The organism is Rudanella paleaurantiibacter (assembly GCF_009184635.1).
GTDB classification, from domain to species: domain Bacteria; phylum Bacteroidota; class Bacteroidia; order Cytophagales; family Spirosomataceae; genus Rudanella; species Rudanella paleaurantiibacter.
Genome location: NZ_WELI01000002.1, coordinates 869,271 through 883,082 on the forward strand (window position 1 = coordinate 869,271; position 13,812 = coordinate 883,082).

Consider the following 13,812-nt stretch of genomic DNA (forward strand, 5'->3'; position numbering starts at 1 on the left):
GCACACAGATACGATGTCCTTTATCCGTGTGCCCGTCTGTCAGTAAATCAATTGAAATTCGGGGTGCAGACTAATGGCCCAGACCAGATCCTGAATACCATCGGTGGTGGGCGTTTTGCCCAGCATTTTTTGGGCCACGGCCAACTCCTGCGGTTTGGGCTCGCGGCCGAGCGCCTTCCAATACAGGTTTCGCACGAGTGCGTCAGACGTGGGGTACAAGGCCCGCCACTGCAAGGCTCCCCGCTTGAGGGCCTCGTTGAACTTCTCGCCGTTAGTCAGCTCAAGGGCCTGCAAGAGATTGGCCTGCGAAGCCCGGCTCGTGCTGACGGTTTCGCGGTTGGGCCGACCTAGCGCGGTTAAGAAAGGGTCGTTTTTCACCAGCGACGCCCTCGGAAACGGCATTTCGGCTTTTAGTTTCTTCGGAAACTGTTCTTCCACAATCGACGTGTCGGCGTAAATCGGGCTGAAAGCCAGACTCACGGCATCGGCAAACTGTTCGGCCGACATCCGCCGACGCACCATCCCCTCAAACACGAATTTAGGCGAGACAATCTGGTCGGCTTCTTTCAGACCTACCGACGGAAGCTGGTACGCCCGTGAGGTCAGAATCTGCCCCAGCAACCGTTTCAGGTCGTAGCCGTTGGCCGCAAAGTCGGCCGCCAGCCAGTCGAGCAGGTCTTCGCTCCAGGGTACATTGTCCATCATATCGACGGGCTCGATAATACCCCGGCCCATTACCTGCGCCCACACCCGATTCACGACGGTCCGGTAGAGCCGCCCGTTTTTGGGTTGTACCATAAACTCGGCCAGTTCACGGAGCCGCTCTTTGGTAGGTGCCTTACCATTGATAGAGCCCAGTTCCTCGAAAATAATTTTGGTACTCGCTAGCTGCCCGGTGGGTTTGTCGCAACGGTGAATCTCGAGGGTGGTATCGGCAAAAATGTTGGCGAAGGCGTAGGCATCGGCCAGCTTCCAGTCGCTGATAAAACTGTCGTGGCACGATGCACACTTCAGGTTCAGACCCAGCAACACCTGCGACACATTCTGCGCGGCCTGCATTTCGGTGCTTTGGCTCGAATTGATGGTGCCCCGCCATTTGATCCCCTTAATAAACCCTTCCGACTCTTTGCCCGGATTAATCAGCTCACGTACAAACTGATTGTACGGCTTATTGGTCTTCAGCGAGGAATAGAGCCAGGTTGTAATATCAAAACGGCCTTTGGTGATGTAGCCAGTGCCGGTGTAATCATTGCGGAGGGCATCGTTCCAGAACGTGAGCCAGTGCTGCGCATAATCGACGTTTCGGGCCAGCAGTTTTTGCACCAGCACCGCCCGCTTGTTGGCAGCGGTATCGGCCACAAACGCTTTGAGCTGATCGGGCGTTGGCAACAAGCCCACCACGTCGAGGTACACCCGGCGCATGTACGTCCGATCGTCGACTACGGGCTTCCAGCTAAGTTTGTTTTTCGCGAAATACACGTTCACAAACCGGTCGATGGGGTTTTCGAGGCCCGGAGCGGCCGGTGGCAGAGCGGGCATCCGGGGGGCCAGCTGAGCTACACGATACAGGCTTTTTTCGGGGCCGCTTGGCCAGGGCGCACCCTGTTTGATCCAGAACTCAAGCACGGCAATATCCTGTTCGGTCAGTCGCTTGCCCTTGGTGGGCATAGCGTCGTCGTGACCGGCGGGCAGTTTCACCCGGCGGATGATGTCGCTGTCTTCGGGGTGGCCGGGTACCAGAATCGGGCCACTTTCGCCCCCTTTCATGATAAACTCCTTTTTGTCAAGGCGAAGCTCGCCTTTCACTTTCGAGGAGCCGTGACAGCTGTAGCAATTATGTGCCAGAATGGAGCGCACTTCGAGGTTAAGCTCGCTCACCTGCTTATCGTCGAGCGGGGTAGTCGAGCTGGTGTTGAGCGCAAACCGCGACCCACCCTCGGCCACGGGAGCCATTTCGCGGGTTTCGGGCAATACACTCGTCAGAAAATCATCACCGTGGGTGAGCATTGCTCCGTAATGGCCCGCCACCGTAACCCCCACCACGCTTGCCGTGAGCAACCCCCGAAACAGATCGGTGCGCTGAGCACGGAGGGCCAGCAGGGCGAATACCGCCAAAGCCATAGTGGCCAGGCCCGACCATTGGTGGACAACCACGGTGTCGCCACCGTAGTCGTCCTGATTAATCAATACAAGCCCCAGCACGGCAGCCACCACCGAACTAATCGCCCCGATCCAGACCAGCGCCTTCACGCCCGACTGCCACTCGGCCGATTTACGATACCAGCCGACGCCTTCGAGCAGCCAGGCGATCAAAAGCAGGCTTACCGGAAAATGAACGATTAGCGGGTGCAAACGACCCAAAAACTGCCAGAGCCAAAACGATTCGGTTAATACTGTCATTACAATCCGTTGAAATAACGTGGATAGAAGGGGCAACTCTGCCCTTTCTAATAACCCGCGTTTTGAGTTAATTTACTGTTAATCAGAATTTGGGGGGCCGGAATAGGCAGGAAATATTCGAAATCGCTGTACACGTAATCGAGCGCGTTGAAAGCAATACCGCCCCGCCCTACCGTGGGGTTTGCTTTTTCTTTGGCCCCGTAGGTATTCAGGAAAGCGGCCAGTTCGGCCGGAGTTTTGGTTCGCTGAAGATCGAACCAACGGTGATTCTCAAAAGCCAGCTCAACCCGACGTTCTTTCAGCACGGCCTCGCGAAACGCATCTTTGCTCAGAGTACCCAACTCCTTCAGACCGGCCCGCTTCCGCACCTGATTGACAAAATCGGCGGCCTCAGCCGTCGGGCCCGCTTGCTCGTTGATGGCTTCGGCCAGCATCAGCAACACATCGGCATAGCGAAGTACGGGCCAGTTGTTATCCGTTCGGCCGGTGATGGTATGCGGGTGCCGGTACTTGTTGATAAACGGAATAGCGACAAACGTACCATTGAGCGTATAACCGGGCTGGAACGATACATCCTTGCGGAGGTCGCCCGGTTCAAAGGCGGCCATAATGTCGTTGGTCGGAATATTGCGCCCACCCGGTGGCGTGTTGGCAAATCCCGTAACGGCCCCCTGCGAAAGCCTGGGCGCAAACACATACATAAAGTTGCTCTGCTCGCCCAAGTCGTTGCCGCCCTGATACTGCACCTCAAAAATCGACTCCGGGCCGTTTTTCTTGGCCGGATCGAAAATGTCGGCGTACTTGGGTAGCAGCGAGTACCCCAGTGGTACCACCTGCTTGAGCGTACTGACGGCTTCAGCGTACTGCTTTTTGGTCAGGTAAAGTTTCCCGAGCAAGGTTAGGGCCGCCCCTTTGTTGGCCCAGCCCACTTTTTTGGTACGCGAAGCTGGCAACAAAGCGGCAGCTTCCTTCAGATCGTTTTCAACCTGCGTGTACACCGCAGCCTGGGGCGACCGGACCAGATCGAAGGCCTGATCGGGGTTCTTGAGCGTGGAAGTTACGAGTACAACATCCCCGAAATAGCGGGCCAGATTGAAGTAATGGTATCCACGCAAAAACTTCAACTGGCCTTCGATTTCCTTTTTCGCATTGGCATCAATGGTGCTCGGAGCCAGTTTTTCGAGCGCGTAATTGATGTTGTAGAGTGTTGAATAATGCTGGTTCCAGAGGTTGGCGATTTCGCCATTACCGGGGTTTACCGTCGAAAACTCAAAAGCCTCCCAACCAGCCGCGCCCCCACGGTCGAGAGGGTTAAAGTCGAGCGTGGTGTTATCGGTATTGAATTCCGTGAACAGGTAAGCCGTATTAGTAATAGTTTGCAACTGCCCATACACGCCGTTCACGGCCTGTTCGAACTGCGTCTGATTCTGATAGAACAAGTCGGCCCCGATGCGCGTCGGATCGGTCGTGACCAGATAATCATCTTTGCACGACACCCCGGCCAGGCAAAGAAGAAGCAAGCTGAATAAGGTTAGTTTTTTCATGGCCGAGGAAGATTAGAAGTTGAACTTAGCGCCTACTGCGAACGTACGCGGAACCGGATACGACTCATCATCATTGTTCAGCTCGGTGCCACCCCGCACGCCCGCATCGGGGTTATTGCCGGGGTATTTGGTGAACAGAAACAGGTTGTTGGCCGATACAAAAATCCGGGCGTCGCTCAGCACCGACCGGAGCCGGGGAAGCGTGTAGCCAATCGTAACCGTTTTAAGCCAGATGTAGCTGCCGTCGTATACGTACCGCTCGCTACTCTCGCGCGACCATTTGAAGTAGTTGGTCCCCCCCTGCGAGTTTTTGGCCGTAGGGTTTGAACCGGGGTTTTCGGGCGAGCGCCACCGGTCTTTGGCTTTATCGAGCACGTTAAAAACCCCGTCCATATTCATCGTTGAGGCTTCGATATTGCGGTAGATATCGAAGTCGTGCGCCCCCAAAAACAACAGATTCAGATCGAACTTACGGTAGTCGGCCGCTACGGTCCAGCCCCAGGTAAAGGCCGGGTTGGGGTTACCAATCTCCACCATGTCCTGGGTATCGTACGTAATCACGCCATCGCCATTGGTGTCGGCAAACTTCATCCCGCCCGGAATCACACCGTCCTGCTTGGGCGATGCATCAATTTCGGCCTGCGTATTAAAAATGCCCAGCTTTCGGTATCCGTAGATCATACCAATGGGGCGGCCCACTTTCTGCACGTTATAACCCCCGTAGAAACTACCGTACCAGAGCATATCGTTAGCTCCTTTGATGGCCAGAATCTTGCTGCGGTTGAACGCAATATTGGCATTGGTTCGAAAATTGATAGCCCCTATGTTGGTGCGGTAATCGGCCCCCAACTCAATACCTCTGTTTTGTACTTTCCCGATATTGGCCAGACTCGTTGTAAAACCCGACACCGCTGGTATCGAGATCGGCAGCAGCATGTCGTTGGTAATTTTCTTGTAATACTCGAAGGTGAAGCTGAGCTTATTGTTGAACAGCGACAAGTCCATACCGATGTCCAGCTGATTCGATTTCTCCCACTTCAGCTCCGAATTTGCAAACGAGCTAACTACTTTACCCGGCGCAAAAGTATTGTCGAGAATGTAGTTGTTGGCCCCCACGAAAGCGAGGCTTGGGTAGTTACCAATGTTGTTGTTACCGGTTACGCCCCAGCTTGCCCGTAGCTTGAGGTCGTTCAGCCAGGCGTACTTGGGCATAAAAGGCTCTTCAGAAATACGCCAGCCCACCGAGGCCGCCGGGAAATCGCCGTATTTGTTCTGTGTACCAAACCGTGAGCTACCCTCCCGGCGGAACGAAGCCGACGCCAGATACCGGTCTTTGAACGAGTAATTGACCCGTGCCAGATACGCCAGCAGCGTAAATCCGAATTCATACGAGTTTGACGACCGGATAGAGCCTGCCCCCAGAAACGGCACTAAATCGTCGGGGAACGTATTAGCCGAACCCGACAAACCCCGCACGGTCTCCTGCTGGGCCGTAAAGCCAACCAGTGCATTCAGGTTGTGATCCGTACCAATAGTAGGCGAGTAGGTGAGCAGCTGATCGAGTGAATAGTTGGTGAGCTGCTCGGTGGTTTCGCCAGCCGTCGCGATACGGGGTGGAGCCCCGGCCGTTCCCGAAGCCACCGACAACCCAATGGTCGACGGGACAAACTCGCGGTAAGTATTGTAGTTGATCTTGGCGTTGACCGACGAGCGGAACTGAAGATTTTTCAGAATTGACACCTCCGCGAAGGCGTTGGCCAGCAGATCAAAAATGTTTCGTTTGCGCGAGACATTGTTCAGTACAAACACAGGGTTCGGAAACCCAAACACCCCATCGACCCCGCCAATGTAAGGACGCAACGACCCATCGGGATTGCGTACCGGCTCGCGGGGGTCCATGAGCAACGCCCCACCCACAAGCGCACTACGGCCGTCGGTATTGGCCACATTCTGCCGGGTGTACGAGCCATTTATGTTCAGGCCAACGTTCAGAAACTTGTTCACCTGCCCCGTCATGTTGCTACGGACAGAGAAACGGTCGTAATTGGTCTTGATAATAGAGCCCTGCTCTTTGTAGTAGCCCACCGACAGCAACGAACGAATGGGGCCTTTGCCCGACGAGATCGTCAGGTTCATATCACTGTACGGCGCGTTATTATTCAGAATTTCGCCAAACCAGTCGGTCGAGTATTTAGTCTGTTCGGGGTAGCGGAATCCGATCGGCACCTCCTCAATGGCCGGTTCGCGCTTCTGGAAGTAGCGTATTCCGTCCATGAATACATCTTTTTTGAATTGGGCAAACTCAACCCCATTCAGCATTTTCACCCGGCGCGAGCTCGGCACATTCTGAACGCCGTAATCGAGCGACAGATTGATGCCCACTTTGCCTTCTTTGGCACTTTTGGTCGTAATCAGCACTACCCCGTTGGAGCCCCGCGCCCCGTAAATAGCCGTTGAGGCCGCATCTTTCAGAATCGTGATGCTCTCCACGTCGTTCGGGTTCAGGTTTTGCCCTACTGAGGTGCCCACGGCAAACCCGTCAATAACATAGAGCGGGTCGCTACCTGCGCCAAGCGAGCCGATACCCCGCACACGTACTTCAAACGCTCCACCGGGTGTACCGCTTTTCTGCTTCACCACAACGCCCGGTGCACGCCCCTGTAAAGCCTGATTGAGGTTGTTGGCGGGTTGTTCGCCAATATCTTTCATCCCGATGACCGACACGGCCGAGGTAATATCCTGCCGACGTTGGGAGCCGTAACCCACTACAACCACCTCGCTCAGGGTCTGATCGTCGGGTGTCAGCGTAATGGTGATTGAGGTTTGCGTGCCAACCAAAATCTCCTGCTTGAGGTAACCGACAAAGCTGAACACAAGCTGCGATTGGGCATTCGGCACAGATAGCCGGTATCCCCCTTCGGCGTCGGTGGTGGTGCCTTGTGTGGAACCTTTCACCACTACGCTCACACCCGGCAGTCCCGCCCCTTTTTCATCGATTACCCGACCAGATACAACGATGTCGGCTACCGAACGTGCGGGGGACTCCGATGCTATGTTAGTCCTGTGGAGAGCTAAGAGCGGAGATAGACCCTCGCTTTTCGAGGGCATCGTGGTAATTAGCCGCTCCTGTGCAAAGCCAGGTAGACTGTAGGCGAGCAAGCCTATGGCTACAGTTTGGGAAAGAAATTTCATGAAGGTAAGGGAATAGGTGAACGAGCATGGTGACTAAAAAACAGAATACTTATTGACCAAATATTACCAATATGACATCTGGTACTTTCCCTTACTTACCCTTTTTTTATGCCTTTCTACTATTAAATTATCTTTTTCCGAGCCTGAATGATAGAAATTTCACCCTCTATGAAAATATATTTGATAAGTTTCTTTCGTTCCTAATACTATTGCAGTTAATTTGGCGTTTACCGCGACTGCATAAACCTCACTGATTGTGGACGAACGAGAGAAGGAGAAAATCTATTCGAAACGAGTGCGAGCTGGTAAACGTACCTACTTTTTTGACGTAAAATCAACGCGCAGCAACGATTATTACCTAACGATCACCGAAAGCCGTCGGCACCCACAGGGGGATGGCTTTACGTATGAGAAACACAAAATGTTTCTCTACAAAGAAGACTTCGACAAGTTCGTAGAGGCACTTCAGGAAACTATCGAGTTTGTGAAAACCGACCTGATGCCCGACGTTGATTTTACCCAGTTTGCCCACCGCGACGAGATTGACGAGTTCGGCACTGAACTCAAATGGGACTAGCTTTCCAATCTGACCATTCCTACAAACCCGGAGCCTCAGCCATTGGTCTGAGGCTTTTTTGTGGCCTGCTACGGTGATGGTCCGCTACGGTCGTTGTAATTTTGCAAAAAAACCGCGCGCTGCCCGTGGTTGATAAGCAGTTGGTTGGCTAAGCATATGCCCCCGGCCCGCCCTTATCCCGTAGCCGCACTTCCTTCAATATGGGTTTACAATGTGGAATCGTGGGCTTACCCAACGTTGGTAAGTCGACCTTATTTAATGCCATTTCGAGCGGCAAGGCCGAAGCCGCCAACTATCCGTTTTGTACCATCGAGCCCAACGTGGGTGTAGTAACGGTACCCGACGAGCGCTTGAACACGCTCGAAGAACTGGTAAAACCGCAAAAAGTGGTCCCTACCATCATCGAGTTTGTCGACATTGCCGGCCTCGTGAAAGGCGCCAGTCAGGGCGCTGGTCTGGGCAATAAATTCCTGGCCAACATCCGGGAAGTCGACGCTATTGTGCATGTTATCCGGTGCTTCGAAGACGAAAACATCGTGCACGTAGAGGGACGCGTAGACCCTGTATTCGACAAGGAAATTATCGATGCCGAGCTGCAACTGAAAGACCTCGAGTCCGTCGAGAAAAAGATGCAACGTATCGACAAAGCAGCCCGTGTGGGCGACGCCAAGGCTAAAGCCGAACTCGAACTGTTGAAACAGTACAAAGCGGCCCTCGAAGCCGGCAAAAGCGCCCGTACCGTGCAGGCCTCGCCCGAAGAGCGCGAAGCCGCCATCGGCGATTTGGCCCTGCTGACCGTAAAACCGGTTATTTACGTGGCCAACGTTGATGAAGCATCACTGCCCGACGGCAATCAGTACTCCGAAAAACTGAAAGCGGCCGTAGCCGACGAAGGGGCCGAAGTGATTGTAATTTCGGCGGGAATTGAGTCGCAGATTTCTGAAATGGAAGACCCCGAAGAGCGGGAGCTGTTTCTGGGTGAGTATGGCCTTACGGAGTCGGGGCTGAGCAAACTCATCAAGGCCTCGTACCGGTTGCTGGGTCTGATTACGTATTTCACCGCCGGTGTGAAAGAAGTACGGGCCTGGACCATTCATCGGGGATGGAAAGCTCCGCAAGCTGCGGGTGTTATTCACTCCGATTTTGAGAAGAAGTTTATCCGTGCGCAGGTGATGAAACTCCCTGATTTTGCACAGTACAAAACCGAAGCGGGCGTCCGCGAGGCCGGTAAGCTCTCGGTCGAGGGGAAAGAATACATCGTTCAGGATGGCGACATTATGGAGTTCCTGCACGGTGCGTAAACGCGCCCGTTCATACTCTGCATACATTAAAAAAGGCTCTGGAACCGTTCCAGAGCCTTTTTTAATGTATCCACCTAACTGGTCTTACTTTTCCATAGGGTGTTCTTTGAGCAGCTGCTCGGGCGAGTAGAAGTCTGTCTTCGACGCCGTTGCTCCACGCACCCGCTTCACCTGATCCGCCGTGATCGCTCCTGCCCGGTTTCCAAACGAGTTCCGCACGTAGGTCAGCACGGCCGCCAGCTCATCGTCTTTCAACAAGCCCCCGAACGGCGTCATCGGCACCTGACCCGGATATGTTTTGCCGCCCACCTCTATCGGGCCCAACAGGCCTTTCAAGGCCAGCTTGATGAGTCGCTCTTCGTTACCCACCACCCAGTTGGTGCCCGTCAGGGGCGGGAAACCCGAAGCCGCCAATCCCCGACCATCGGCCTGATGGCAGGTGCCGCAGTAACCCTCCTTGCCGTAGATCGCCTTGCCCCGGTTGTAGAGGGCCAGCTCAGCCCCTTTCAGGTTATTGGCCGCTACCGTCTCTTTGGCCTGGGCCTCTTTTACGTTCATGCCCTGCAGGTGCGCCACCGCCGTCCGGTGCGCATGCACCATCCAGTCGTCGAGCGGCTTGCTGCCCGCCCGCGCCAGAATCGGCAGGCCCTGAGCCGGTTTGAGCCACGAAGCCGCCACAATCGCCATCAACCGTACCCGGCTGTTAGGGTCGTCGGCCGCAGAGGCCAGCAGGGCTGCCTGATCGGGCACCTGATGGCCCGTGTAACGCAGTACCTGTACGGCCGCAGCCCGTACCCGGTAGTCTTTTGCCTTCAGCAGTCGACGCAGCAAGGCGGCATCCACCCGGTTAGCGCCCCAGGTCACCCAAAGTCCTTCGAGCAGATGATGCTCATGGCGGGCATCGGCCGGTTTCAACGTAGCCACCCACTTCTTCACCCCGGCTACCACTTGAGCCGCCGGACGGCCGCGTAGCTCCCGGCGTGTGCGGTAGCGGCTGCGGTACTCGGGCAAGGTCAGGTTGGCCAGCAGTGTGTCTATCGGTGCTCCCGCAATCCGGGCCGGCCGTACCAACGGACGCCCCGGGTAAGTGATCCGGTACACCCGACCGTGCACGTGGTCGCGCAGGGGGTCGCGGGCGTTGTGCTGCATGTGCCCAATCAAAATGTTGTGCCAGTCAATCACGTACAGCGATCCGTCGGGCGCAAACTCCATGTCGACCGGCCGGAAGTTGCGGTCATCGCTCACCAGCAGGTCTTGCCGGTGGCGGGTCTTGTAGCCCGTTCCGTCGTCTTCGATCCGGTGCTGCTTGGTGCCCAGAAAGCCAATCGTGTTGTTGATTAGAAAGTCGCCCTGCACCTCATCGGGGAAGTGGCGGCTCGACACAAACTCCAGACCCGAAGTGGGCCGCACCCGGTGGGCCTCCTCAATCAGCTGCACCGATTTGTGGGTGGCCTGTCCGTAACGGGGCAGCACCGTACCCGGCAGCATCCAGCGCACGTCGGGGCTGGAGGTCTCGGCAAAGAATGGCTGCCCCCAGTCGTCGAAGGCAATACCCCAGGGGTTGGGAATCGAGAGTTGGGCCGTCCGTTCGAGCTTTTTGAGCTGGGGAGCGTAGCGATAGAAGCCCCCGTTGGTTGCCCGCACCGGCCCGTAGGGTGTCTCGACGTTGGTGTGTAGAAACACCCCCTCGCCAGAGTAGATGGCCCCCGAAGGATCTACCGTGAAGGCGTGGCTGTTGTGGTGGGTGTCGTGGTCATCGAAACCGCTGAGCAGAATTTCCTGCCCGTCGGCCCGGTCGTCGCCATTCGTGTCGGTCAGCAGCACCAGGTTAGGCCCCTGCGAAACGTACACGCCCTCAGCCGCCAGCTCAAAGCCCAGCGGCAGGTGCAGCCCCCGGGCGAAGATCGTCTGCTTGTCGGCCTTGCCGTCGTTATTTGTATCTTCCAGAATGAGAATCTTGTCGTCGGGCTTGGCGTCGCCGGGCTTGTAATGGGGGTAACTGGGCATCACCGCCACCCATAAGCGGCCCTTGTTGTCGAAGGTCATCTGCACGGGCTTGGCCAGATCAGGAAATTCCTGCTCGGAGGCAAACAGCTCGATGCGGTAGCCGGGGGACACTTTGAGCTTAGCCAGGGCGTCGGCCCCGTAGAGGTAATTTAGACTACCATTGCGCTCCGGGTTGAAGTTGGTCTTCACCGTGGGCAGGGCCCGTGTGCGGGTATCGGCCGCGGCCAGGTCGAAGGGCTGACCCTGCACCGTACGCCAGATAGCCGTATCGCGGATGGCCGTCAACTGGCGGATCTTCTCGATCTCGGCGGGGTAGTTATCAGGACCAAAGGGGTTGTAGCGCCGGCCATAGACGTGCACCCCATTGGGGATCTTCACGTCGTTGTGCCACATCCAGTTTTTTTCCAGCACGGCCTCGTTTACCGCAGCCCGGCGGGTCTGGTTCGGGCTCGCTTTACCGAAGGCCTCGTCGGCCAGCAGGGTAGCCAGTTTGGCGTAGCCTGCCGCGTTGAGCTGGCAGCCGTCGATAGTCAGAGGCTCTTTAGACTGTGCATACCACTGCTGTGAGGGACCAAACGCATCAATACAGCGAATACCGTTCTGACGGGCCACCTGCTGCATAGCCTGGGTGTAGCGGAGGAGGTTGGCGTTTTGGGTTTGCCCGTTGGGCAGATCGAAGCGGTCGGAGAGATCTTCGAAGGCGATGGGCGAAACGAGCACCAACTGAGGGGGCGTTTTGCCGTTGTATCGCTGGGCAAGCGTGTGCTTCACAAAAGCGTCGAGCTCGGCCTGAAAATTAGGCAAACCAGCAGGCCCGTTAAACGACTCGTTGTAGCCAAAGAAAGCCAGAATAACATCGGCTCCGGCGCGGGTGATCCAGGCATCGTGCGATTCGAGGTGGCCCTCGCTGGCGGAGGGGTTAGCCAGTTCGGTCTGGAATTTTTCGGCACCGGGAAAGGCCCAGGGGTTGGGACGGCTGGGGCTGGGGCGGAAGCCGGGGGTGTCGCCGGCATCGCACATGTTGCGAATGGTGAGGTTGTGCTGGGGGAATCGGAGGTAGAGCTCGGTCTCGAAGTGAGGGAAGTGGAACATACGGGAGCCGAGGTTGTTGCCCAGCAACACAATACGGCTACCGGGTTGCAGGGTCAGAGCCTCGGGGGCTCCCGACTGGAACGCACTGAACCCGATCAGAGCCAGGCCAACGCCCAGCACTAACGTTAATACATTTCTTTTCAGCGGCTTGCTCATCGGAAATTAGGCGGAGAAACAGTTTACAAAGGGCTGTTGACCACACTACGCAGAAGCGTACTACAGCTCAACAGGTTACCTTAGTAAGGAATCTGACCCGATAATATACCGCGACGTTAGCCCGAAAAATTGTGCAATCGATTCCAGCCAATGTTATACCCTAACCGGTAGATGGCCCCTCTATCCCGAGCACCAGATACAACGTCTCCTATCGACGCTTGCCAAACCCTACTTTACGGTATGCAACCAGCTGATCGGCGCGACCTGCCGGGGGGCGATGGTACACAAAAACTTCGTAATCGTTTTCGGTCTGGGAGAAATTGCCCTCCAGCAATGACTCATCTACGAGCGGCTGCGGACTGGTGCGGGCCACCGCGTACACGTAGTTGTACACGCCCTGCTTGAGTAGGATGGCCGCCCGGTAACTGCCCGAAGCGGGGTCGTAGGTCATGCGGTTTCGGTCGTTTTGCCGCCAATTGTTGAAGGCTCCATTTACGTACACCTCACCATCGGGCAGTTCGGCTGTTTTGAGCGTAAATACGGTCTCGATATAGTCGGCGCTCACACTGCCGTTTTGGGTTTCGCGATGATCGATCACGTACCGGCCGTTGAAATCATCGAACTGAATGTAGCCACCTATACTTCGGGGCTGATCAATCATGACATACGCCGTGGTTTTATCTTCCCGAGGCACAATTCGATCCACGAAGTTACTCCGGGAAAGTACCGTTCGGGTATCGAAAAACCGGTATTCATTACTGCCGGGTATGGTGTTGGTCAGATCGAACAGGCGATACTCAAGCACCTGATCGAACACCCGCACATTGGTGGGTTTGAGGCCCGTGATGGTCCGGTCGTCACGGTAATTCTGGCGAATGATAATCTTAAAATCGTCCTGGGGCGAAATCACCTGATACCCTTTGTAGTTGAGCGTCAGATCAATTTGCTGATCGCGAAACTGCCGCTGTGGACTACTCGAGAACTGAACCGCAGCGCCTACCGAAACCCGGTTCTGATACGTACTGAACCGACGCGACAAAATCAGTTGCCGGGGGTTACGCTCGTTGACCACCACCAGTATATAATTGCCCGGCAGCTTCACCTTAGGCACCTGAAACCGGTAGTGATAGTATTGCACCTTGGTCCCCATTGAAACCTGATACTCCGTAATGGGGTAGTCGTTGAACTCGTACGTAAATTCAATGTCGTTCAATACCGACTTCTGCCAGTCGGCGTTACAGTGCACGAGCCGGGCCCGAAACGGTCGGTAATCGCCCGAAAGGTCATCAAACTCGAGCACGAGTGGGCTGTCGGTGTTCAACTCGGTTACGGGCGGGTTGAGGGTGCGGCCGGGGCTGGTTACATCGCCCCCGATGGCGGGGTACAGCAACACCGTCTGGATTTGGGTATCGTAATTAACATCAGCCGTTTCGAGTGGCTGGGCAAAAAGTGAACCAAACACGGCCGCCCAGAGCCAGCTAGTCAGGAATAATACGTAACGGTTGGGTGCAGTCATGCCGACGGAACAGGGGTTGCTGGTTAT

The 13,812-nt window shown here is 55.7% G+C and carries 7 protein-coding genes; 2 read left to right on the forward strand and 5 right to left on the reverse strand.

From position 1 onward, the window contains the following. Positions 1–39 precede the first annotated feature (39 nt). The 3 genes from F5984_RS08455 to F5984_RS08465 are packed head-to-tail and all read right to left on the reverse strand — an operon-like array spanning position 40 to position 7,136. Positions 40–2,400 carry a DUF1549 domain-containing protein gene (locus F5984_RS08455; protein ID WP_185155449.1) on the reverse strand — a complete coding sequence of 787 codons (2,361 nt, stop codon included), beginning with the start codon at positions 2,398–2,400 and terminating at the stop codon, positions 40–42. Between the two features lie 47 nt (positions 2,401–2,447). Then, entirely contained in the window at positions 2,448–3,944 is a 1,497-nt protein-coding gene (locus F5984_RS08460; RefSeq protein WP_152123791.1) for a RagB/SusD family nutrient uptake outer membrane protein, read from the reverse strand. A 12-nt stretch (positions 3,945–3,956) separates the two neighbouring features. Continuing rightward, complete coding sequence (locus F5984_RS08465) at positions 3,957–7,136, reverse strand: SusC/RagA family TonB-linked outer membrane protein (RefSeq protein ID WP_185155450.1); 3,180 nt, start codon at positions 7,134–7,136, stop codon at positions 3,957–3,959. 256 nt (positions 7,137–7,392) lie between these two features. Between F5984_RS08465 and F5984_RS08470 the strand changes: the two genes are divergently transcribed. Then, positions 7,393–7,713 carry a DUF3276 family protein gene (locus F5984_RS08470; RefSeq protein WP_152123792.1) on the forward strand — a complete coding sequence of 107 codons (321 nt, stop codon included), beginning with the start codon at positions 7,393–7,395 and terminating at the stop codon, positions 7,711–7,713. Between the two features lie 200 nt (positions 7,714–7,913). After that, the gene (gene ychF, locus F5984_RS08475; RefSeq protein WP_152123793.1) at positions 7,914–9,014 is read left to right on the forward strand and encodes a redox-regulated ATPase YchF; all 1,101 of its coding nucleotides are present in this window, start codon (positions 7,914–7,916) and stop codon (positions 9,012–9,014) included. Between the two features lie 84 nt (positions 9,015–9,098). Here ychF and F5984_RS08480 read toward each other — a convergent pair whose 3' ends face one another. Continuing rightward, a complete protein-coding gene (locus tag F5984_RS08480; protein ID WP_152123794.1) occupies positions 9,099–12,269 on the reverse strand; it encodes a PVC-type heme-binding CxxCH protein in 3,171 nt (1,056 codons plus the stop codon). A gap of 208 nt (positions 12,270–12,477) precedes the next feature. Then, positions 12,478–13,785 (reverse strand): type IX secretion system plug protein, encoded by a 1,308-nt coding sequence (locus F5984_RS08485; protein WP_152123795.1) that lies wholly within the window; start codon positions 13,783–13,785, stop codon positions 12,478–12,480. Positions 13,786–13,812 lie beyond the last annotated feature (27 nt).